Annotated in this window: 21 protein-coding genes; 13 read left to right on the top strand and 8 right to left on the bottom strand. The window is 72.7% G+C overall.

The window, feature by feature from the left end; translation table 11 throughout:
• Positions 1-263: 263 nt before the first annotated feature.
• The 6 genes from OF850_RS11430 (at position 264) to OF850_RS11455 (ending at position 5,352) form a co-directional block, all read left to right on the top strand.
• Complete coding sequence (locus OF850_RS11430; protein ID WP_301590226.1) at positions 264-1,127, top strand: SDR family oxidoreductase; 864 nt, start codon at positions 264-266, stop codon at positions 1,125-1,127.
• 58 nt (positions 1,128-1,185) lie between these two features.
• Entirely contained in the window at positions 1,186-2,220 is a 1,035-nt protein-coding gene (locus OF850_RS11435; RefSeq protein WP_301590227.1) for a methionine ABC transporter ATP-binding protein, read from the top strand.
• Between the two features lie 5 nt (positions 2,221-2,225).
• Positions 2,226-2,879, top strand: coding sequence for a methionine ABC transporter permease (locus tag OF850_RS11440; protein ID WP_456314071.1), 654 nt, complete (start codon positions 2,226-2,228; stop codon positions 2,877-2,879).
• A 19-nt stretch (positions 2,880-2,898) separates the two neighbouring features.
• Entirely contained in the window at positions 2,899-3,702 is an 804-nt protein-coding gene (locus OF850_RS11445) for a MetQ/NlpA family ABC transporter substrate-binding protein (protein ID WP_301590229.1), read from the top strand.
• Positions 3,703-3,772: 70 nt separating this feature from the next.
• Positions 3,773-4,567, top strand: coding sequence for an alpha/beta hydrolase (locus OF850_RS11450; RefSeq protein ID WP_301590231.1), 795 nt, complete (start codon positions 3,773-3,775; stop codon positions 4,565-4,567).
• Positions 4,568-4,578: 11 nt separating this feature from the next.
• A complete protein-coding gene (locus OF850_RS11455; protein ID WP_301590232.1) occupies positions 4,579-5,352 on the top strand; it encodes an HpcH/HpaI aldolase family protein in 774 nt (257 codons plus the stop codon).
• On the opposite strand, the gene OF850_RS11460 is transcribed toward OF850_RS11455, so the two are convergent.
• From OF850_RS11460 to OF850_RS11480, 5 genes are read right to left on the bottom strand one after another with little or no spacing between them, the layout of a single operon-like run.
• Positions 5,349-6,173, bottom strand: a complete 825-nt coding sequence (locus tag OF850_RS11460) for a heterodisulfide reductase-related iron-sulfur binding cluster (protein ID WP_301590233.1) — start codon at positions 6,171-6,173, stop codon at positions 5,349-5,351. The two genes, OF850_RS11455 and OF850_RS11460, sit on opposite strands and share 4 nt — an antisense overlap.
• Positions 6,164-6,559, bottom strand: coding sequence for a 4Fe-4S dicluster domain-containing protein (locus tag OF850_RS11465; protein ID WP_301590234.1), 396 nt, complete (start codon positions 6,557-6,559; stop codon positions 6,164-6,166). Before OF850_RS11465 ends, OF850_RS11460 begins: the two co-directional genes overlap by 10 nt.
• Positions 6,556-7,641, bottom strand: a complete 1,086-nt coding sequence (locus tag OF850_RS11470) for an alanine racemase (RefSeq protein WP_301590235.1) — start codon at positions 7,639-7,641, stop codon at positions 6,556-6,558. Before OF850_RS11470 ends, OF850_RS11465 begins: the two co-directional genes overlap by 4 nt.
• Complete coding sequence (locus OF850_RS11475) at positions 7,638-9,137, bottom strand: M81 family metallopeptidase (RefSeq protein WP_301590236.1); 1,500 nt, start codon at positions 9,135-9,137, stop codon at positions 7,638-7,640. Before OF850_RS11475 ends, OF850_RS11470 begins: the two co-directional genes overlap by 4 nt.
• Positions 9,134-10,249, bottom strand: coding sequence for a pyridoxal-phosphate dependent enzyme (locus OF850_RS11480; protein WP_301590237.1), 1,116 nt, complete (start codon positions 10,247-10,249; stop codon positions 9,134-9,136). Before OF850_RS11480 ends, OF850_RS11475 begins: the two co-directional genes overlap by 4 nt.
• A gap of 50 nt (positions 10,250-10,299) precedes the next feature.
• On the opposite strand from OF850_RS11480, the gene OF850_RS11485 reads away from it, so the two are divergent.
• A complete protein-coding gene (locus OF850_RS11485) occupies positions 10,300-11,397 on the top strand; it encodes a M20/M25/M40 family metallo-hydrolase (RefSeq protein WP_301590239.1) in 1,098 nt (365 codons plus the stop codon).
• 4 nt (positions 11,398-11,401) lie between these two features.
• Positions 11,402-13,495 (top strand): acetate--CoA ligase family protein, encoded by a 2,094-nt coding sequence (locus OF850_RS11490; protein WP_301590240.1) that lies wholly within the window; start codon positions 11,402-11,404, stop codon positions 13,493-13,495.
• Between the two features lie 4 nt (positions 13,496-13,499).
• Here the strand turns inward: OF850_RS11490 and OF850_RS11495 are convergent, their stop codons facing one another.
• From OF850_RS11495 to tsaD, 3 genes are read right to left on the bottom strand one after another with little or no spacing between them, the layout of a single operon-like run.
• Positions 13,500-14,138, bottom strand: coding sequence for a trimeric intracellular cation channel family protein (locus tag OF850_RS11495; RefSeq protein WP_301590241.1), 639 nt, complete (start codon positions 14,136-14,138; stop codon positions 13,500-13,502).
• Positions 14,139-14,143: 5 nt separating this feature from the next.
• On the bottom strand, positions 14,144-15,361 hold the full coding sequence (locus OF850_RS11500; protein ID WP_301590242.1) for an MFS transporter: 1,218 nt from the start codon (positions 15,359-15,361) through the stop codon (positions 14,144-14,146).
• 33 nt (positions 15,362-15,394) lie between these two features.
• Positions 15,395-16,435 carry a tRNA (adenosine(37)-N6)-threonylcarbamoyltransferase complex transferase subunit TsaD gene (gene tsaD / locus OF850_RS11505; protein ID WP_301590243.1) on the bottom strand — a complete coding sequence of 347 codons (1,041 nt, stop codon included), beginning with the start codon at positions 16,433-16,435 and terminating at the stop codon, positions 15,395-15,397.
• A gap of 22 nt (positions 16,436-16,457) precedes the next feature.
• Between tsaD and hemC the strand changes: the two genes are divergently transcribed.
• The 5 genes from hemC to OF850_RS11530 all read left to right on the top strand — a co-directional run bounded on the left by hemC (position 16,458) and on the right by OF850_RS11530 (position 21,930).
• Positions 16,458-17,441: a hydroxymethylbilane synthase gene (gene hemC, locus OF850_RS11510; protein WP_301590244.1), complete on the top strand. Its 984-nt coding sequence runs from the start codon at positions 16,458-16,460 to the stop codon at positions 17,439-17,441.
• Positions 17,442-17,460: 19 nt separating this feature from the next.
• Positions 17,461-18,138 (top strand): uroporphyrinogen-III synthase, encoded by a 678-nt coding sequence (locus OF850_RS11515; protein ID WP_301590245.1) that lies wholly within the window; start codon positions 17,461-17,463, stop codon positions 18,136-18,138.
• Positions 18,135-19,472, top strand: a complete 1,338-nt coding sequence (locus OF850_RS11520; protein ID WP_301590246.1) for a hypothetical protein — start codon at positions 18,135-18,137, stop codon at positions 19,470-19,472. Before OF850_RS11515 ends, OF850_RS11520 begins: the two co-directional genes overlap by 4 nt.
• A 6-nt stretch (positions 19,473-19,478) precedes the next feature.
• Positions 19,479-20,753 (top strand): heme biosynthesis HemY N-terminal domain-containing protein, encoded by a 1,275-nt coding sequence (locus OF850_RS11525; protein ID WP_301590247.1) that lies wholly within the window; start codon positions 19,479-19,481, stop codon positions 20,751-20,753.
• 124 nt (positions 20,754-20,877) lie between these two features.
• Positions 20,878-21,930, top strand: coding sequence for an IS110 family RNA-guided transposase (locus OF850_RS11530; protein ID WP_301590248.1), 1,053 nt, complete (start codon positions 20,878-20,880; stop codon positions 21,928-21,930).
• The last annotated feature ends 168 nt before the right edge of the window (positions 21,931-22,098 follow it).

Here is a 22,098-nt window from a genome sequence, read left to right on the forward strand (position 1 = left end):
AGCATTCCCTTACCGGAAGCAACGGGACTTCCCCGGATAAGCTTCCGATCTTGCTCACCGCCCTGAGGCTCGGTCTGCTCGGCGCGAGCCCGGTCTGCCTCCGTGAATGGACGGAGTTCTCCGGCAATCAGAACCACACGGCGCGCGGGAGTGCCGGGACAATCACCTGCACCCAGTCCTGGTCCTGACGGGCCGGGCACCCTCCGGGCCCTGCGTGGTGGATTTCACGAAACCCGCTGCCCCCGGCTTCGCGTTGGGGGCGCATGGCCAAAGAACTCCAGCCTCCGCAGAAGCAGGACCACCAGCCCGGCAGCGAGGCGGAGATGACGCCCCAGCCGCTTTCCTTCATGGAAGGCTGGCGCGCCGCGGGCAAGCTCCAGGGCAAGCGCGCGATCGTGACGGGCGGCGATTCCGGCATCGGGCGCGCGGTCGCCATCGGCTTCGCCAAGGAAGGCGCCGACGTCGTCATCCTCTACAAGGACGAGGAGGAGGACGCGCGGGAAACCCTGCGGCACATCGAGGCGGAGGGGCGCAAGGCGCTGGCCATCGCCGGTGACGTAGGCGACCCGGATTTCTGCCAGCGCGCGGTAGCCCAGGCCGTCTCGCACCTGGGCGGCTCCGTCGACATCCTGGTGAACAACGCGGCCGAGCAGCACGAAACGGAAGACTTCACCGAGATCCCGACCGAGCAGGTGGAGCGCACCTTCCGCACCAACATCTTCGGCTACATCTGGATGATCCGCTCGGCGCTGCCGCACATGCCGGCCGGGGGGAGCATCATCAACACCACCTCCATCACCGCCTATCGCGGCAGCCCGGAACTGCCCGACTACGCGGCGACCAAGGGCGCGATCGTGGCCCTGACCCGCTCCCTGTCCCAGAAGCTGTGGAAGGACCGGAAGATCCGCGTGAACGGCGTCGCCCCCGGCCCGATCTGGACGCCGCTCATCCCCGCCTCCTTCGACGAGCAGCGGACGGCGAGCCACGGCAGCAGCGCCCCCATGGAGCGCGCCGGCCAGCCGGACGAGGTCGCGCCCTCCTACATCTTCCTGGCCAGCGAGGCGGACAGCTCCTACATCAACGGCCAGGTGCTGCATCCGAACGGAGGCACGGTCATCAACGGGTGATGGCGGGTATTCCGTCCCGTCACTTCCGCTGAGGGCAAGGCTTCCGCATATCCTTGCCATGGCTGCCATCGCCCTGTCCCGGCTTTCCAAGCGCTTCGCCCCCGGCGCGCCCCCCGCGCTGGAGGAGGTTTCGCTCGAAATCGCACCCGGCGAGGTGTTCGGCATCGTCGGCCGCTCGGGCGCCGGGAAATCCACCCTGATCCGCTGCGTGAACCTGCTGGAGCGGCCGGACTCCGGCCGGGTCGAGGTGCTGGGCCAGGACCTGATGTCCCTGGACGAGGCGGCGCTGCGGGCGGCGCGGCGCGGGATGGGGATGGTGTTCCAGCACTTCAACCTCCATGCCCGCCGCACCGTGGCGGAGAACGTGGCCTTCCCACTGGAGGTCGCCGGCATGGCGCGGGCGGAGCGCGAGCGCCGCGTGGCCGAGCTCCTGCCGCTGGTGGGGCTGGAGGCGAAGCGGGACGCCTATCCCGCGCAACTCTCCGGCGGGCAGAAGCAGCGCGTCGGCATCGCGCGCGCCCTGGCCAGCGGCCCGCGCATCCTGCTTTGCGACGAGGCGACCAGCGCCCTCGACCCCGAGACGACGGCGGAGATCCTGGCGCTGATCCGCGACCTGCGCGCCCGGCTGGACCTGACCGTGCTGCTCATCACGCATGAGATGGCGGTGGTGAAGTCGGTCTGCGACCGGGTGGCGGTGATGGAGGCCGGGCGCGTGATCGAGGAAGGCCCGGTCTTCGACGTCTTCACCCGTCCCACCCAGCCCACCACGCGCCGCTTCGTGGCCGAGGTGATCGGCCATTCCGTCCCGCCCGGCACGTTGTCCCGCCTGCCGCAGCCCGGCCCCGGCGAGGCGCGGCGCCTCGTGCAGGTGCTCTTCGCCGGGCCCCACTCCACCCGCGCCGTGGTCAGCGAGGCGAGCCGCGATTTCGACGTGGACATGAACATCGTGAGCGGCCGCGTGGACGAGATCGCGGGCGAGCCCTTCGGCGTCATGGCGCTGGCCGCCTATGGCGCGCCGGACAAGTTGGAAGGCGCGCTGGGCTGGATGCGATCCCTCGGCCTCCACGTCACCGAGCTGGGAGAGGCGGCATGAACTGGCTGACCCCCGCCATGGTGGACCTGCTCGTCGAGGGGTTCTCGGAAACGCTGGTGATGGTCGGCGCCTCCGCCGCCATCGCCGTCGCGCTCGGCCTGCCGCTGGCGCTGCTGCTGCATGCCACCGGGCCGGGCGGGCTGTCGCCGCGGCCCTGGATGAACCGGCCGCTCGGCCTGCTGGTGAACGCGGTGCGCTCCACCCCCTTCATCATCCTGATGGTGGCGATCGTGCCCTTCACGCGCCTCGTCGCCGGCACCTCCATCGGCACGGGGGCGGCGGTGGTGCCGCTGGCGCTTGCCGCCACCGCCTTCCTGGCGCGGCTCTTCGAGAATGCGCTGCGCGAGGTGGAGCCCGGGGTCATCGAGGCGGCGCGCGCCATGGGCGCCACGCGGATGCAGATCGTCACCAAGGTGCTGGTGCCCGAGGCGCTGCCGGGGCTGATCGCCGCCACCACCGTGGCCCTCGTCTCGCTGGTCGGATTCTCGGCCATGGCGGGGGCGGTGGGCGGCGGCGGGCTGGGCGATCTCGGCATCCGCTTCGGCTACCAGCGCTTCATGCCCGAGGTGATGCTTACCGTCGTGCTCGTGCTGATCCTGTTCGTGCAGGGCCTGCAATCCCTGGGGGATTGGCTGGTCCGCCGGCTTTCGCGTCGTTGATCAACAAGGAACACCCCCCATGACCGCACGCCGTCCCCTCCTGCTCGCGGGCCTCGCACTGCCCTTCGCGGCCGCCGCGCAATCGCCCGCCATCGGCACGCAGGGCCGCCCGATGCGCATCGGCGTCACCGCCGGGCCGCACGCGCAGATCATGGAAAAGGTGCGCGAGGTCGCGGGGCGCGACGGGCTCGTGCTGCGCATCACCGAGTTCAGCGACTACATCCAGCCCAATGCGGCGCTGGCGGCGGGCGACCTCGACGCCAATTCCTATCAGCACCAGCCCTTCCTGGATCAGCAGGTGCGCGACCGCCGACTGCCGCTGGTTGCCGTGGCGCGCACCGTGATCTTCCCGATGGGCGTGTATTCGCGCCGCCACCGCCGCCTGGCCGACATCGCGCAGGGCGGCCGCGTCGCCATCCCCAACGACCCGACCAATGGCGGCCGCGCCCTGGTGCTGCTCGCCTCCAACGGTGCCTTCCGTCTGCGCGACGGCGCCGATTTCCGCGCCACCGTGGCCGACATCACCGAGAACCCGAAGCGCATCCGCATCGTCGAGCTGGAGGCGGCGCAGCTGCCCCGTGCGCTGGACGAGGTGGAGGCCGCGGCCATCAACAGCAACTTCGCCCTCCAGGCCGGGCTGAACCCGGTGCGCGACGCCGTCGCCATCGAAGGGGCGGACAATCCCTACGCCAACCTGATTGCGGTGCGGCAGGCGGATCGCGAGGCGGAATGGGTGCGCCGCCTCGTCGCCGCCTATCACACGCCGGAGGTGAAGGAGTTCGTCAACGCCACCTTCCAGGGCGCGGTGGTGCCGGTCTTCTGAGGCCACGCGGGCGTTGCCATTCCGCACCGGCCATGGCCCAATCCGGGCCAATCGGAGGAACGGAAACGTCATGGAACGTCGCACGATGCTGGCCGCCGGGGCGCTCGCCCTCGCGGCCACCCCTGCCCTCGCGCAGCAGCCCGCCGCCTCGCCCAAGACCTATGTGCTGGTCCATGGCGCCTGGGGCGGCGGCTGGATCTGGAAGCACACGGCCGAAGGGCTGCGCGCCAAGGGCCACCGCGTCTTCACCCCCACCCAGACCGGGCTGGGCGAGCGCAAGCACCTCATGGCGCGCTCCATCACCATCGATACCTTCGTGGAGGACATCGCCGCCGTCCTCCAGGCGGAGGAGCTGCGCGACGTGATCCTGGTCGGCCATTCCTTTGGCGGCTTCGCCGTCACCGGGGTGGCGGACCGCATGCCCGACCGCATCCGCCACCTGGTCTACCTGGACGCGCTGCTGCCGGAGAATGGCGACACCGCCTTCGCCGTGCTGCCTCCGGGGATCGAGGAGGCGCGCCGCCGCACCGTCGCCGAGCAGGGCGGCGGCGTCGCCCTGCCCGTGCCGCCGCTTTCCGCCTTCCCGCTGCCCGACGAGGTGCGCGCCTGGTTCGGCCGCCAGCTCGCGCCGCATCCCTTCGGCACCTACGACACGCCGCTGCGGCTGAAGGCGCCGCCGGGCGCCGGGCGGCCGGTCACCTATGTGTCCTACACCAACCCGCCCCTCGCCTCGATCGAGCCGAGCCGCCAACGGGCGCGGGCCAAGCAGGCACAGGGCTGGCGCTTCACCGAGATGGACGTGCCCCACGACGCCCAGGCCGCTGTACCCGAGCGGATCATCGCGCTGCTGGACGGCATCAACTAAGGGGGCGGGGAATGCCCCACGCCACCTGGCGCGGGCGCCTGCGCGCGCCCGGCCTGCAGCTCGGCCTCTTCGCCATGGAGTTCGCGACGCCCGGCTTGCCGCTGATCGTGCGGGAGGCCGGGGCGGATTTCCTGGTACTCGACATGGAGCATTCGGGCTTCGGCTTCGAGACGGTGAAGGCGGTCTGCGTGGGCGGACGGGCGGCCGACCTGCCCGTCGTCGTCCGCGTCGCGCATCGCCACCCGAACGAGGTGTCGCGCGCCCTCGACATGGGGGCGGACGGGCTGATGGCGCCCCTCGTCTCCACGGCCGCGGAGGCGCGGGACTTCGTCGCCTGGGCGACCTACCCGCCCTCGGGCGGCACGCGCGGGGCGGCGATGGGCAGCGCGCATGACGGCTACCGCCCCGGCCCCGCCGTTGCGAAGATGGCGGAAGCCGATGCGCGCAAGGCCATCATCATCCAGGTCGAGACGTGCGCGGGCACGGAGGACGCGGATGCCATCGCGGCCGTGGAAGGCGTGGATTGCCTCTGGATCGGCCACAACGACCTGTCCTGCTCCCTCGGCATTCCCGGCCAGTTCGACCACCCGGATTTCCTGGCGGCCGAGGCGCGGGTGCGCGAGGCGGCGAAGCGGCACGGCAAGGCCTTCGGCCGCCTCGCCACCTCGGCGCGGGAAGCCAAGGCGCTGGCGGCGCGCGGCTACGACACGCTGGGCCTGTGTTCCGACATCATGGCGCTGCACTCGCGCATCGCCGAAGGCGTGGCGCTGGTCCGCGACGGCTAACGCGGCCGGGTGAGTTCCGGCAGGGCGAGGCGCTTCACCGCCTCCTCCCCCGCCGCCACCATGCGCGCTTCGCCGATGGCCTCCGCCGGGTCCTCGGCATTGCGCCATTCCTTGTAGTCGTCGCGATAGGGCCAGCCCGCGCCCTCGGCCAGCAGATGGACCCAGTTCACGACGCGGATGCCGTGGTCGCGCTCCAGCGCCACTATCTCGCGGTGGCAAGAATGGAAAATCGTGACGATCGTGTCCGCGCCCGCCTCCCGCGCCGCCGCCAGCAGCCGCGCCTTGTGGGCGGGCAGCGCTCCCGCCACGTTGGCCAGGCCGAAGCACATGTAGGATGCGCCGCGATACGGGTGGTCCAGCATCTCCACCCCCGGCACGAGGCGCAGCAGATCCGGAATCAGCGTGTTGACGTCCACGCGGTCATTGAAGCCCACATGTGCGTCCAGCATCGCCCGCGCCGGGACGCGCTGTGTCATCAGCCTCGCCAGCGCGTCGCGCCCCTCGTGCAGCGCCTCGCAGAGATGGGCGTGGCGGAAGCCCTGGCCCTTCACCGGGGCCATGAAATCCTCGAGGTTCATGTGGCAGGAGGGACACCAGGTCACCACCCGCTCCGCCTCGCGCGCGGCGAAGCCGTCCATGGTGCGCGCGGCCATCGCCTCGTTGATGCGCGGCTCGCTTTCCTTCGGGCTGCCGCAGCAGGCGCCCGGGCCGCCCACGGGCTGCGCCGGGGTGCCGACGCATTCAAGCAGCCGCTCCGACAGGCGGATGATCTCCGCGTGGCGGGTCATGTTGCAGCCGTACCAGAACAGGTTCACAGCCATCGCGCCTGCTCCTCCTCCGTCATGGTCAGCCGCGCGAAGGCCTTGACGCGGGCCATCGCGTCGCGCGCGTCGCGCTTGGGCAGGGCGCCCGTCTCGTTGGCGCGCCACTTGGCGAGGCGCAGCATCAGCATCGGGTTCACCGCCTCCGGGCAGGCGGCGTTGCAGGAGCCGGAGCGGGTGCAGGCGGCGACCCAGCCGCGCGAGGCCTCGTCGCCCGGCCCACCGTTCAGCAGGTCCAGCACGCCTTCCACCACCGCGCCACCGGCGGCGCCCTCGGCGCCCGGCGCGAATGGCACCATGGGGCAGGCGGCGAAGCAGGCCCCGCAGCGCAGGCAGGCGGCGGTGATGCGCGAAGTCTCCGCCTCGCGCAGCGCCGAGAGGCTCACCAGTGGTTCACCCGGTCCCATGTGGCGATCACCTCGCGCGATCCGTCCACCACATGATAGCGGTCAAAGGCGGCCGCTGTCAGGCATGTATGGTTGGGGGCGACGCGCAGCCTGGTCCCCACGGGCATGTCGGGCATGGGATGCGCCTCGCCGTGTTCCTGGTGGACGCGGGCGAGGACCGCGTGGCCGAAGGCGCGCTGCCCGTCCAGATCCAGCACCAGGCCGAACCCGTCGTCGCGCGGCGCCTTCTCGGTGGAGCGGTCCTTGCTCATCGCCAGGGCGCCGCTGTCCAGCAGCAGCGCCTCCCGCGCCGGCTTGCGGCCGATGACGCTGGCCAGCACCGTCACGGCGATCTCGCCCTCCGGATGCGTGCCCAGCTGCTCCTGGAACAGGTCGCCGAACATGTAGACCCCGGCGCGCACCTCGGTGATGCCCTCCAGGCTCTTTGCGTGCAGCGCGGTGGGCGAGGAGCCGAGCGAGACGATGCGCAGCGCGTGCCCCGCCTCGCGCAAGGCCGCGGCGGCGCGCGTGACGCCCAGCCGCTCCTCCTCCGCGATGCGGGCCATCTCTTCGGGGGAGCGGCCGCCATAGGAATGCCCGGCATGGGTGAAGACGCCGGCGAGGCGCGAGCCGAGCGCCGCCGCGACCTCCACCGCCTGCCCGGGCGGGACGCCGCCTCGCCCCTCGCCCACATCCACCTCCACCAGCGCCTCCAGCGCACCGGGATGGGCGGCGACGGCGCGCGCCGCCTCCACGTCGTCGGTGATGATCTTCACCTGCGCACCATTGGCGTTCATCGCCGCCACCGCGTCCAGCTTCCCCGGCGTGATGCCCACGGCATAGATCTGGTCGCGCCAGCCGGCTTCCGCGAAATACCGCGCCTCGGCCAGGGTGGACACGGTGATCGGCCCGCCATCCGGCGCGGCCAGCTTCGCCACCTCGATGCTCTTGGCGGTCTTCATGTGCGGGCGCAGCGCGACGCCCGGGTGCCGCTCCAAAGCGCGCCGCATCATGGCCAGGTTGCGCTTCAGCACGCCGAGGTCCAGCACCAGGGCCGGGGTCAGGAGGTCGTCGAGGGTCATCGCGTGGTCTCGGAATCCAGGGGCAGCACGGGGCGCGGCAGCTTCTGCCAGGGGAAGCGGGACAGGATCGGCGAGGTGAGGCCGGGCGCGTCCACCTCCACGATGCGTTCGTGGTCGAAGAACTCGTCGAAGCCGCCGCGGAAATGTCCGCGCGACTTCACCACCACGCAGCGCGCGGCGCCGATGTCGATGCCCAGATGCTCCAGGAAGGCGGGGTCCGCGCATTGGGTGCGGCCTTCGATCACCACCACCTCGATGCCGCCCAGGCGCAGCCGCGCCGTGCGGCCCAGCTGCATGGTCGTGCCCTTGAAGATGCCGCGCCGCCCGGCGACGCGCCCATCGGACAGCGCCACCACCTCCGCCTCGGCCGCAAAGGGGCGCGCGAAGGGATCCTGGCCGGAATCGCGGTTGAACCGCGCCTCGAACCGCGCGCCGGTGCCGAGGCGGTGCGCCTCGATCGCCAGCGCGGGGTCGTGGATCACGCCGAACACCGCGCCCTCGACTCCCGCGCGGTGGAAGGCTTCGAGGATCCACATGGTGTTGCCGCGCCCGCCGCCGCCCGGGTTGTCGGCCACGTCGGCGAAGGCGAGGGGCACGTCGCTCGCCAGGGCGCGCCGCGTCGCTTCCTCCAGCGAGGTCAGCGCCGCGACGAAGCGGTGGCGCCGCTCCCACGAAGCCGCGGCGAGTTCGTCGGCCAGCGCGTCCGCCGCGCCCTGGTGCGTCGCCGTCACCACGGCGCACAGCCCGTTGAAGGGCGTGTCGCCATAGGCGAAGCCCGCCATCACCGAGACGTTGACGATGCGCGGGTCCGCCGCGGCGCGTTCCTGGCCGAGATTGATCACCTCGGCATAGGGGCCTTGCGCGGTGAGCAGCGACACGGTCGGCGCGACGATGGGCAGGCGGCGATGCGCGCGCAGGAAGCGCTCGCCGGCCAGCAGCCGGCGCAGCAGATCGGCGGATTCCGCGCCGCGTTCGCGCATGTCGAGATGCGGGTTGGTGCGGTAGCCCACGAAAGCGTCGTTCAGCGCCACATTGCTGTCCGACACGTTGGCATGAAGGTCGTAGGAGCAGATGAACGGCACCTCGCCCAGCTCGCTCCGCACCAGGGCCTGCAGGGCGCCTTCGGGGTCGTCCAGCACGGTGGTGAGGCCCGCGCCGTGCAGCACGGCATAGGCGCCCTCCACCTGCCCGCGCAGGGTGCGCAGCCGCTCGCGCCATTCCTCCATCATGGACAGGAACAGCGCGTGGTCCACCGGGCCATTCGGCTCGGCCATGGCGAGCATGAGCGGGCGCGGCTGCCACGGCCCCGTCTCGTCCATGCGGGCGACGAAGCCCGGCATCTCGCCCAGGGCCTGCGGCGCGTCGGAGCGCGCGTCGGACAGGAGGGCATCGCCACGCAGCCAGCAGCGCGTGGAAAAATCCTCCGGCCCGGCCGGGGGCGCGAAGCGGTTGCACTCGATGGAAAAGCCCAGCAGGGCGATACGCGGGCCGCTCATATCTCCACCCCCAGCATCTCGGCGAAGCGCGGCGTCGCCTTCAGCCCGGTGCCGGTCAGCAGCACCACCGTGGTTTCGCGCGCGGCGATGCGCCCTTCCGCCAGCAGCTTCGTGAAGGCGGCGGCGGCCTGGGCGCAGGTGGGCTCGACGTAGAGGCCACGCCGCGCCAGGGCCAGCGCGGCCTCGGCGATCTCCCTTTCCTCGGAAAGCACGGCGCCGCCTTCGGACTCGCGCAGGGCGCGCAGGCATTCGGGCAGACGCAGCGGCTTGGCGATGGCCGTACCCTCGGCGATGGTGGGTTGCGCCTCCTGCTCGGGCAGGCCGAGCGCGGCGCGGGCGATGGGGCCGCAATTCGCCGGCTGCGCCGCCCAGATGCGCGGCAGCTTCGCCACCTGCCCGGCGCGCAGCAACTCCCCGAAGCCGAGCCACAGCCCGAGCACGTTGGAGCCGGCGCCGCAGGGCACGACCACGTTGTCCGGCGCGCGGAAGCCCAGATCCTCCCAGAGCTCGTAGGCGAGGCTCTTGGTCCCCTCCAGAAAGAAGGGGTGCCAGTTGTGGCTGGCGTAGAAGATGCGCTCCGCCGCCGCTTCCGCCGCCTCGGCACAGGCCTGGCGGCTGCCGGGTACCAGGGTGATGCCGGCGCCGGCCGCACGGCTCTGCACCGTCTTGGCGGGGGAGGTGGAGGCGGGCACGTAGATCTCCGCCTGCATCCCGCCCGCCGCCGCATAGGCGCTGACCGCCGCGCCGCCATTGCCGGAGGAGTCCTCCAGCACCGCGCGCACCCCCTGCTCGCGCAGCAGGGACAGCATCACGGAGGCGCCGCGATCCTTGAAGGAGCCGGTGGGCATGAACCACTCGCACTTCGCCAGCGCGGTCCCCTCGCCCAGCCGCATCTCGACCAGTGGCGTGCAGCCCTCCCCCATGGTGATGGGTGCGGCGGGCAGGAAGGGCAGCGCGGCGGCGTAGCGCCAGATGGAGCGGACCGGCGCGATGTCATCGCGCCCGATGCCGGGAAGCGGAGTCAGCAGGAGCGGCTCGCGCGCGTCGCCGCACCAGCGGGGCGTATCCAGCGGCCAGGTGCGGCCGCTGCGGGGGTCGAGATAGGAAGCCATGCGCCGGGCAGGGTTGCCCTTCCGCCCGCTTCGGGCAAGCCTCCGCCCCCATGCGAAACAGCCTCGCCGGCCTTGCCGCGGAACTCGTGCGGCTCGACAGCCGATCCTCCGTCTCCAACCTGTCCGTCGCCGAGCGCATCGAGGCAGAGCTGGGGGGGTTCGAGGTGGAGCGCCTCGACTACACCGACGCGCAGGGTGTCGCGAAGCGCGCGCTGGTGGCGCATCGCGGCGGGCCGGGCGGCATCGCCCTGTCGGGCCACATGGACACGGTGCCCGAAACGGGCTGGGCCGACGACCCGTGGTCCGGCGCGGTGCGGGACGGCGTGCTGCACGGGCTCGGCTCCTGCGACATGAAGGGGCCGGTCGCGGCCTGTATCCTGGCCGCCCAGGAAGCGCCCCGCGCCACGCTGCTCATCACGACCGACGAGGAAACGACCAAGGGCGGCGCGCGCGTCATCGCCGAACGCTCCGAGCTGGCGCGCGCCGCGAAGCTGCGCGGCATCGTGGTGGCGGAGCCAACGGAGCTGGCGCCGGTGCGCGGCCACCGCTCGCACATCGCCTTCACCGCCACGTCGCGCGGGGTGCAGGCGCATTCCTCGACCGGACGCGGGGTGAACGCCAACTGGGCGCTGATCCCCTTTCTGGCGGAGCTGCGCGAGATCCACGCTATGCTGCGCGAGGACCCGGCCTGGCATGACGCGGCCTACGACCCGCCCTTCTCCGACTTCAACCTCGTCCTGGACAATCACGGCACGGCGGTGAACGTCTCCGTGCCGCTGGCCACGGCGCGGGTGAAGTTCCGCTACTCCCGCCGGCTGGACGCCTCGCCCCTGCTTGCCCGCATGGAAGCGGCGGCGCAGCGCGCCGGGGTGGAGCTGGAGGTGGCGCGCGAGGGCCTGCCGCCCGAGCTGCCGGCCGACCACCCGCTGATCCGGCAGGCCGTGCGCCTCGCCGGCCGCGAGGCCTCCACCGTGCCCTTCGGCACCGACGCCTCCATCCTGCAGGATGTCGCGCCCTGCGTGATCCTGGGGCCGGGCTCCATCGCCCTGGCGCACACGCCGCGCGAGCACGTGGCGCTCGACGCGCTGGAAGCGGCGCGGGACCTGTATCTGCGCCTCCTCAACGACAACGACACGGAAACGGCCTGACCCCATGGATTTCTCCACGCTCGACCCCCTGATCCGCCCCCGCTCCCTCGCCGTCGTCGGCGCGAGCGACGATGCGACGCGCATCGGCGGCCGCCCCATCGCCTACATGAAGACGCGCGGCTTCCATGGCGAGCTTTGGCCGGTCAACCCGAAGCGCGACACCGTGCAGGGCATCAAGTGCTTCAGCGGGGTGGAGGCGCTGCCGGCCGCGCCGGATGTCGGGCTGATCGCGGTGCCGGGCGGCGCTGCGCTCGATGCGGTGGAAGCCCTGGGCGAGAAGGGCTGCAAGGCCGCCATCATGTTCACCGCCGGCTTCGCCGAGACGGGCGACGAGGGCGCGCTGATGCAGGACAAGCTGGTGGCGGCGGCGCGGCGCCACGGCATGCGGCTGCTCGGCCCCAACTGCCTCGGCCTGTTCAACGACGCGATCGGCTTCTACCCGATCTTCTCCTCCTCCTTCGAGCAGGGCTGGCCGGTGCCGGGGCGCATCGGCATCGCCTCGCAATCCGGCGCCTATGGCACGCACCTGTACTCGCTGGCGCGCAACCGCAACATCGGCACGCCGATCTGCGTCACCACGGGCAACGAGGCCGAGGTGGCGCTGGGCGACGTACTGGGCTGGATGGCCGAGGCGCCGGAAGTGGACGTGATCTGCGCCTATGCGGAAGGGATCCGCGAGAGCGAGAAGTTCCTCGCCGCGCTGGACCTCGCGCGGCGCAACCGCAAGCCCATCGTGATGATGAAGGTCGGCCGCTCCGCGCTGGGTGGCCTCGCCGCGCAGTCGCACACCGCCTCCATCGCCGGCGACGACGCGGTGACGGATGCGGTGCTTGCGGAGTACGGCGTGGTCCGCGCCCGCAACACGGAGGAGCTGCTGGACATCGCCTATGCCGCGACGCGCCGCGTCTATCCCGCGCGCAACACGCTGGGCGTCGTCACCGTCTCCGGCGGGGCCGGTGTGCTGATCTCCGACGTCGCGGAGTCCCTCGACTTCCCCATGCCGCCCATGCCGGAGGAGACGCAGCGGAAGCTGCTCGGCTTCGTGCCCTTCTGCGCGCCGCGCAACCCGGTGGACTGCACCGCCCAGGCCTTCAACCAGATCGAGCTGGTCGGCGAGTTCGCGCGGGCCACGGCGGCGGAGGGCGGGTATTCCTCGCTGCTTGCCTTCTTCACCCAGGTCGGCGGCTCGCCCACCGTGGGGCCCAAGGTGCGGGCGCAGATGAAGCCGGTGGTGGAGGCGCATCCGGACCGGCTCTGGGCGGTGTCCATCATCGCCCCGCCGGAAACGGCGACGGAATGGGAGAAGGACGGGTTCCTGGTCTTCGAGGACCCGACCCGCGCCGTGGTCGCGCTGCACGCCATGGGCCGCTTCGGCGAGGCCTTCGCGCGCGGGGCCGAGGCCGCGCCGCAGCCCGCCCCGGTCGCCCTGCCCGCCACGGCGCCCAGCGAGGCCAAGGCGAAGCAGATCCTCGACGCTGCGGGCGTGCCCGCCGTGCCGGAGGAAGCCTGCGCCGATGCCGAGGCCGCGGTGGCGGCGGCGCGGCGCTTCGGCTTCCCCGTGGTGATGAAGATCCTGTCCCCCGACATTCTGCACAAGTCGGAAATCGGCGGCGTGTTGCTGGACGTGGCGGACGAGGACGCGGTGCGGGAAGGCTTCGCCACGCTGATGGCGCGCGCGAAGCAGCACGCGCCGGGGGCGCGCATCGAGGGCGCGCTGGTGGCCAAGCAGATCAAGGGCGCAGTGGAGATGGCCATGGGCATCCTGCGCGACCCGGTCTTCGGGCCGGTCGCCATGGTCGGGCTTGGCGGCGTGTTCATCGAGGTGCTGAAGGACGTGGCCTTCCGCCGCTGCCCCTTCGACACGGCCGAGGCCGAGCGGCTGATCCGCTCGCTGAAGGGCTTCCCGTTGCTCGACGGCGCGCGGGGGCGGCCCAAGGCCGACGTGCCGGCGCTCGCGCAGGCGCTCTCCGCCCTGTCGCTCTTCGCCGCGGGCGCGGGGCCGCGCCTCCTGTCCGTGGACGTGAACCCGGTGCTGGTCCTGCCGGAGGGCGCCTATGCCGCCGACGCGGTGATCGAACTGGACGCGGCGGAAGGCTGAACGCCTACGACGTGTGGTCCCTGCCCGGGCGCGGCTTGTAGCCCGGCAGGGACCAGCCGCGCAGCAGCGATGCGGCGCGGAGGAGGAAGCAGGCCAAGGCGCCCGCCACGAAGGCGGGCTCCCGCCATACGCCTTCCAGCCGCAGCGCGACAAAGGTGGCGGCGCCCAGCGCCGCGGCGGTGAGATAGATTTCCCGCCGCAGCAGCAGCGGCACCTCGTTGCAGATCACGTCGCGCAGGATGCCGCCGAAGCTGGCCGTCATGACGCCCAGCAGCACGGCGGCCCAGGGATCGGCGCCGGCCATCAGCGCGATCTCCGCCCCCAGCACGGCATAGAGCGACAGCCCCACGGCATCGGCCCAGAGCAGCGCGCGGAAGCGGTTCTCCACCCGGTGCGCCGCCACGAACACCAGCACCGCGACGGCGGCCGCGACGCCGAGGAGTTCCGGCGCCCGCAGCCAGAAGACCGGCGTGCGGCCAAGCAGCAGGTCGCGCAGCGTCCCGCCGCCAATGCCGGTGATGCAGGCGATCACCACGAAGCCCACCACGTCCATCTGCTTGCGCGAGGCGACCAGCGCGCCGGAAGCGGCGAAGACCGCGATGCCCGCCAGGTCGAGCCAGCGCAGCGTGGCATCGAACAGCACGAAGCCTACTCGGCGGGCTGCATCCGCGCCCGCGCCGGCAGGGACAGCGCCCGCGCGCCGCCCGCGCAAAGCAAGGACAGGCCCAGCAGCAGCGCCACCACCGGCAGCACCAGCGCCTCGTGCCCCATGTCCAGCAGGAAGCCCAGCGGAACGGGGGTGATGGCGGAGCCGAGCGGCAGGCCGGCGGAGACGAAGCCGAACACCTTGCCGACCTCGCCGGGCGGGCAGGCGTCCTTCAGCATCACGTCGCGCGGCGTGCGCGAGGCGCCGAGGCAGGCGCCCGCCACCAGCGCCACGAACGGCAACAGGAACTCGGGCCAGGGCACGAGGCCCAGGGACAGCAGCAGCGCCATGGAAACCAGGGTCAGCGCCACCACCATGCCCAGCAGGTTGCCGCCGCGCTTGTCGGCGACCCAGCCGCCCACCAGGACCCCCGCCGTCGCGCCGGCCATGTAGCCGGTGAGCGCCAGCGAGGCGACGGCGACCGGGGTGGACCACAGCTTGCCCAGCACGGTGATGAGGAAGGCGGACACGCCGGATCCCGCCATGGCGGAAAGCAGGAAGAAGGCGAAGAAGGCTAGGATGGGCTTGGAGGTGAGCAGCCGCGCCCCGCCCTTGGCCACATCGCCACGCTTCTTGGGCTGCTCCTGCAGGATGCGGCTCTGCCACAGGATCGCGCCCACCACCGGCACGCCCAGCAGGCCGACCAGCAGCAGCGCGTCGCGCCAGCCCATCACCAGCAGCAGCCCCGCGATGACCGGTGGGCCGAGCGCGAAGCCGAGATTGCCGGTGAATGTGTGCAGGGCGAAGGCGCGCCCCATGAACTCCTTGCGGATGGAGCCGGCGAGGATGGCGTAGTCCGCCGGGTGGATGACGCTGTTGCCCACGCCCGACAGCACCGCGAGCACGAGGATCATCCGGAAGTCCTGCACGAAAGCCATGGCGGAGATGGACAGCGCCATCAGCAGCGTCCCGCCGACCAGGAAGGGCCGCGCCCCGTGCCGGTCCACCAGGAATCCGACCGGCGTCTGCAGCAGCGCCGTCGTCCCGCTCATCAGCGCGACGGCGAGGCCCAGCATGGCGAAGGACACCCCGAACTCGGCCCGCCACACCAGAAAGAGCGGCGGCAGGCAGAGCATGTAGAAATGGGACAGGAAGTGCCCCGTGCCGATCAGGGCGCAGGTCTGGTAGTCGCGTTTGGCGGAAGGCGTGGCGTCGGGCATGGCGCGGCATGGTGGTGCCGCCCCGCCGCGCGATCAACCGGCGGGAGGTTGCAATTCCGCCATGGGCCAGCGTGGGCGCGGCGCCAGCGCCACGGCATCGCGCTGCCCGGCGCGAAACCGCTCCAGCCCCGCCCAGGCCACCATGACCGCATTGTCCGTGCAGAGCCGCACGGGCGGCGCCAGCAACCTCAGGGGCGTCGCCGCCTCCAGCGCCGCGCGCACCGCCCGGTTGGCGGCGACGCCCCCCGCCACCACCAGCGCCGTCGCGCCGGGCAGCATGGAATGGGCGCGCCGCGCGCGGTCGGCCAGCACCGCGGCCACGCTGGCCTGGAAGGCGGCGGCGATGTCGGCGTGGCGGTGCCCGCGGGAAACGGCCTGCGCCACCGCGGTCTTCAGGCCGGAAAAGGAAAAGTCGCACCCTTCCCGCCCCAGCATGGGGCGCGGCAGGGAAACGGCGCGGGCATCGCCCTCGGCGGCGAGGCGTTCGAGGTGCGGGCCGCCGGGCCAGGGCAGGCCCATCAGCTTGGCCGACTTGTCGAAGGCCTCGCCCACCGCGTCGTCCAGCGTCGTGCCCAGGCGCTCGTAGCGGCCGAGGCCGTGAACGGCGACGCATTGGCAATGCCCGCCCGACAGGAGCAGCAGCAGGTAGGGAAACGCGGGTGGCTCGGGAAACAGCCCGGGCAGGCGCGCGGTGAGCGCATGCGCCTCCAGGTGGTTGATGCCCAGAAAGGGAATCCCCGCCCCCAGCGCGAGGCCCTTGGCGAAGGTGGCGCCCACCACCAGCCCGCCGATCAGCCCGGGCCCCGCGGTCGCGGCCACGCCCGCGAGGTCGCGCGGCTCCACCCCGGCCTCGCGCAGCACGCCTCGCACCAGAGGGGGCAGGCGGCCCAGATGGGCGCGGGCCGCGATCTCCGGCACCACGCCGCCGAAGCGGGCATGGCTCTCGGTCTGGCTGAACACCGCCTCGGCCAGGATGCGGCCATTCCCGTCCAGCAGGGCCGCCGCCGTCTCGTCGCAGCTCGATTCGATGCCCAGGAAGGGCTGCGTTGCAGGAGGTCCGCTTTCGTTCGTCACGCGCTGCCTATAAGACGCGCCCATGTCCTCCGCCACCGCCAAGCCGCACAAGGGCATGCGTTCCCTGCCCCTGCGTGTGGGCACGCGCCAATCGCCGCTCGCCCTGTGGCAGACGCGGCATTTCCTCGACATCGTGTCGCGCTTCTGCCCGGTGCTGCGCGGCGCCAAGGCCTTCGAGGAGCACGCCATCGCCACCACGGGCGACCGCGTGCAGGATCGCCCCCTGGCCGATATCGGCGGCAAGGGGCTCTTCGCGAAGGAGATCCACGAGGCGCTGCTGGACCGGCGGGTGGATTTCGCCGTCCATTCGCTGAAGGACCTGGAAACCGAGCTGCCGCCCGGCATCGTCCTGGCCTGCACGCTGAAGCGCGAGGATGCGCGCGACGTGCTGGTGGTGCCCGAAGGCACCGAGACGGGCGACGCCGCCTCCCCTTTCGGCTGCTTTCCGGCCGGGGCGGTGATCGGCACCGCCTCGCTGCGCCGCCAGGCCCAGCTTCTCGCCGCGCGCCCCGACCTCCAATGCGTCACCATCCGGGGCAACGTGCAGACCCGCCTCGCCAAGATCGCGGCCGGCGAGGTGGCCGGCTCGCTGCTCGCCCTCGCCGGGCTGCGGCGCCTGGGGCTGGAGGAGAAGGCGGCGGTGGTGCTGGACCCCGAGGCGATGGTGCCGGCCGCCGGCCAGGGCATCGTCGGCGTCACGGTGCGCGAGGAGGACACGGAGCTCCATGAGCTTCTCTCCGGCATCGAGGATCGCGAGGCGGCGGCGGTGAGCAAGGCGGAACGCGGGCTGCTCGCGGCGCTGGACGGGTCGTGCCGCACGCCGATCGGCGGCCATGCACGCCTCCTGCCCGACGGGACGCTGCACCTCACCGGCCTCGTGGCGCGGGCCGACGGCTCCTTCCTGCTCAAGCGCTCGGTGCGCGGCGCGGCGGCCGACGCCGCGCGCATCGGCCGGGAGTTGGGCGAGGAACTCCGCGCCGACAGCCCCGCCGACATCTTTGGCTAGCCCTGCCGGCGCCGTGCTGGTGACGCGCCCGGAGCCGGGCGCGGCCGAGACGGCGCGGCGCATCCTCGCCCTGGGGCTGGAGCCGGTACTGGCCCCGGCTCTGGTGCTGCGCTCCCTGCCCGTCGCGCCCATGCCGCCCGTCCAGGCCATCCTCCTGCCCTCGCGCGCCTCCGCCCGCGCCCTGTCCCCTTCGGACACCTCGATCTGGGCGGTGGGCGAGGCGACGGCGGAGGAGGCGCGGCGTCGCGGCTTCCGACAGGTCCGGGCCGCCGATGGCGACGCTGCCTCCCTCGCCGCCGCGGTCGCCGCCGCGCTGGATCCCGCTTCGGGCCCGCTGCTGCTCGCCTCCGGGCAGGGCTATGGGCGCGACCTCCTCGCCGCCTTGCGCGCGGCCGGGTTCCGGGTGATCCGCCGCGCCGTCTATGCCGCGGGCGACGCCGAGGCCCTGCCGGAGAAGGCACGCGAGGCGCTGGCGGCGGGGCGGGTGGGGCAGGCGCTCTTCTTCTCTCCGCGCTCCGCCTCGTGTATCCTCCGGCTGCTGGAGGGGGCCGGCCTCGCCTCGCGGGCGGCAGGTATTTCTGCCATTGCCATCAGCCCGCGCGTGGCTGCCGTGTTGTCACCCTTGCCCTGGCGGGAGGTGCTGGTCGCCGCCCGTCCCCATCAGGACCCGATGCTGGAGCTGCTGCGCAGGCCATGAACGCCCCCCGCAAGAACCTGCCTTTCGACCCCGCCTGGATTGCGCTCGGCTTTGCCGCCGCGGTGCTGATCGGCGCCGCGGTCTGGTTGATCGCCGCGCGCGGCGGACTGGAGCTGCAAGAGGCGGGGCAACCCGCCCCCGTCGCCGGCGTGCCCGCCACCCCGGCCATCCCGGGCGAGCCAGCGGCGGTCGCCACCCTCGCCCCCGCATCGGACCCCGTCGCGGAGCGGCTGGCGGCGCTGGAGCGGCAGCTGGAGGAACTCGCTGTCCGCCCGGCCGGCGACCCGGCCCTGGCGTCGCGCGTCGCCGAGCTGAGCCGCCAGGATGGCGAGACCCAGCGCGCCATCGCGGAGCTGCGCGCCGCCACCGGCGCCATCCTGCGCGAGGCCGGCGAGGCGGTGGACACGCGCTTCGGCCAGATCGAGGCCGGCATCGGCGCCGCCCTCCAGGAAGCCGATCGCCGCCTCGACGCGCAGCAGCAAGCCCTCGAGACCATCACCACCCGGCTCCCGCCCGCCGTGACCGCGCTGGAGCAGGCGGCGGCGCGGCGCGAAACCGCGCTGCGCGAGGCGATCGAGACCGCCCGGCGCGAATCGTCCAGCGCCCTGGAGGCGGCGCGCCGCGAGTCGGAGGCCCGGATCCAGGCGCTGTCCGCCGAGACCGCCCGCCAGGCCGAGGAAGGGCGCCGCGCCACTGAGCAGGCGGTGGCCCAGGCCCGCCAGGCCGCTGAACAGGCGGCGGCCGAGTTCCGCCGGCGCCAGGAGGAGGCGATGGCCGAGGCGTCGCGCCGGGCGGAGGAGTTTTCCGCCGCCATCCGCAACGCCCAGGCCGAATCCGCCCGTGTCCTCGGTGCCCTGCAGGAGCGCCTGTCCCGGGCCGAGCAGAGCGGCGCCCGCGCCGCCGCCGTGGAGGCTCTGCGCGCCGAGATGGCCTCGGGCCGCGCGCTGGGCCCGACCCTGTCGCGGCTGGGCGGGGAGCCGCCGCCGGAACTGACCCGCTTCGCCGACCGCGCCCCGCCGACCGAGGCGCAGCTTCGCGCCTCCTTCGAGGAGGCGGTGCGCAGCGCGCGCAACGCGGCGCCCCCGGCCGACACCCTCACCCGCCTGGGCACCATGCTGACCATCCGGCGCGGCGAGGAGGTGATGGTGGGCGATGCCGCCGAAGGGGTGATCGAGCGCGCCCGCCGCGCGCTGGAGGCGGGGGAGCTGGACGCGGCCCTCGACCACCTGCGCGGCCTGCCGGAGGTGACGCGCAACGCGATGCGCCCCTGGATGGAGGAGGCGCAGGCCGTCGCCGCCGCCCGCGCCACGCTGCGCCGCCTGGGCCAGGGCTGACCCGCCGTGCGCGTCGCGATCAAGACCCTCCTTGTCGTCGGCCTCGTCGTCGCCGCCATCCTTTGGCTCGCCGGTCTGGGCGGGACGGTGGATGTGCGGATGGGCGAGTGGTTCATCGGCATCTCCCTCCCCGCCGCCATCGTCGCGCTGATCCTGCTCTTCGGCACGGTGCACGGCTTCCTGCGCATCGTGTCCTGGCTGCGTGGCTGGCCGGCGCGCCGCCGGCAGAAGCGCGAGGCGCGCAACCGGGCCGAGGCGGACCGCTCCCTCACCCGCGCCCTGGTCGCCCTGGCCGCCGGACGGGCCGAGCAGGCGCGGATCGAGGTGGACCGTGCCCGGGCCCTGGCCGGGGACACGCCGCACCTCCTGCTGCTGTCCGCCGAGGCGGCGCGCGCACGTGGCGACGAGGAGGGGGCGACGGATGCCTTCGAGAAGCTGGCCGGGCGCGAGGATTCGCGTTTCCTCGGCCTGCGAGGCCTGCTGCGCCAGGCGGAGGCGCGCGGCGACTGGTCGGAGGCGCGGCGCATCGCCGCCGAAGCCCACAAGGCCGAGCCGAATGCCGAATGGCTGAAGACCGCCCGCGCCGCCGCCGCGCTGCGCGAGCGCGACTGGGGCGAGGCCCTGGCCTTGTCCGGCCCGGAGGCGCCGCGCGCGGCCCTGTCGCTGGCCGCCGCCGAGCAGGCGGAGGACCCGCTGAAGGCGGCGGAGCTGGAACGCCAGGCCTTCATGGCCGACCCGGCCTTCTCGCCAGCAGTGGTGGCGCATGCGCGGCGGCTGGTGGACACGGGAAGCCCCCGCCGCGGCCGCGCCGTGCTGCGCGAAGGCTGGGCTGCGGCGCCGCATCCGGATATCGGCGCCGCCTATGTGGCGGAGGAGCCGGACGCCACCACGCGCATCAAGCTGGTGGACGAGTTGACGCGCGACACGACGAACCATCCGGAAAGCCGCCTGCTGCGCGCACAGGTGGCCTTGCAGGCCGGGCTGACGGGCCGCGCCCGCCAGGACCTCCAGGCCTGGATGGAAACGGGCGCTGCCGACCGCCGCTGCTACGACCTCCTGGTTCAGGTGGAGCGCGCGGATCTGGGCGACGAGGCGGCGCGGGAAAAGGAGCCGGAGCTGCTGCGTCTCGCAGCTGATGCCCCGGCCGCGCCCACTTGGCGCTGCCGCCGCTGCGGTGCCGAGCACAATCGCTGGAAGCCGCTCTGCCAGGCTTGCGACACCGCGGGTGAGATCGGCTGGTCCGGCGAGGCGGTACGGCCGAGCGAGGCGCGCGCGGGGTAGGGCTCGCCGCACCTCTCAATTTTGGGCATCCGGTGAAGGGCTGGCGCACTGCCAGCCCTAATGAGATGGTCCGCCCCGCTCTCCACCACCAGACTGGGCCTGGGCAACCAGAGGAGGAGCACCCATGAAACTGCGCAACGCGCCGCGTGACGCCGCGATCTTCGGTGTCGACATCGGCAAGAACGTCTTCCATGTCGTTGGCCTCGATGCGGCGGGCGCGCCCGTGCAGAAGGCGACGTTCCGACGTGACACGGTTCTGCAGTTCTTCGAACGGGCCTCGCCGACCGTGGTGGGCATGGAGGCCTGCCCCGGCTCCCAATGGCTGGCCCGCAAGATCATGGCCCTCGGTCACACGGTGCGCATCGTCCCGGCCAAGTTCGTCAAGCCCTACGTGAAGTCGAACAAGAACGACATCATCGATGCCGAGGCGATCGCCGAGGCCGTCTCGCGTCCGACGATGCGGTTCGTCGAGGTCAGGAGCCCCGAACAGGTCGACCTGCAGGCCCTGCATCGCGTGCGGGACCGCCTCGTCGCCCAGCGCACGCGCGTGATCTGCCAGATGCGGGCGTTCTGCCTGGAGTACGGCATCGCGATGCATCAGGGGGCGGGCAAGTTCAAGGCCGATCTGCCGCGCGTTCTGGCGGATGAGACGAACGACCTGACACCCGCCATGCGGCGCCTGCTCGCGGCGCTGTTCGAGGACGTGAGGCAGCTCGAGGGACGGATCGCCGAGATCAGCGGCGACATCGAGGCGGCCGCGGCGTCCAGCGACGTCGCCCGCCGCCTCATGACGATCCCTGGCATCGGGCCGCTGGCCGCGACCGCCCTGCTGGCGGCCGCCGGGGCAGGCAAGCAGTTCCGGAAGGCCCGCGACATGGCGGCCTGGCTTGGTCTTGTGCCGCGGGAGCACTCGACCGGCGGCCGGACGACGCTGCTCGGCATCAGCAAGCGGGGAAGCTCCTATCTGCGGCGCCTGCTCGTTCATGGGGCACGATCTTGCGTGATGCACCTCGACCGGTCCCGGGACCGCCTGGGCGGCTGGATCGACGGGCTGGAGAAGCGCATGCATGGCAACAAGGTGACTGTGGCGCTTGCCGCGAAGATCGCCCGCGTTGCCTGGGTGGTGATCACCAAGCCAGGCGCGACCTACGAACGGCGCGGTCCGGCCATGGCCTGACGGCGCCGTTCGGCAGACTGCGAGGTTCGGGAACGTGATGACGAGACAGTTGATCGGCGCAGCGTAAGCTCTGAGCAAAAAAGCGGGCCTTGTGCCCGAAGCGTTATTCGAGAACGGTGCGCGCGGATCTCATCATGGCCTGGCTGCAACAGCAGCTCACTCGCGAGA

The organism is Sabulicella glaciei (assembly GCF_026183895.1).
GTDB classification, from domain to species: domain Bacteria; phylum Pseudomonadota; class Alphaproteobacteria; order Acetobacterales; family Acetobacteraceae; genus Roseococcus; species Roseococcus glaciei.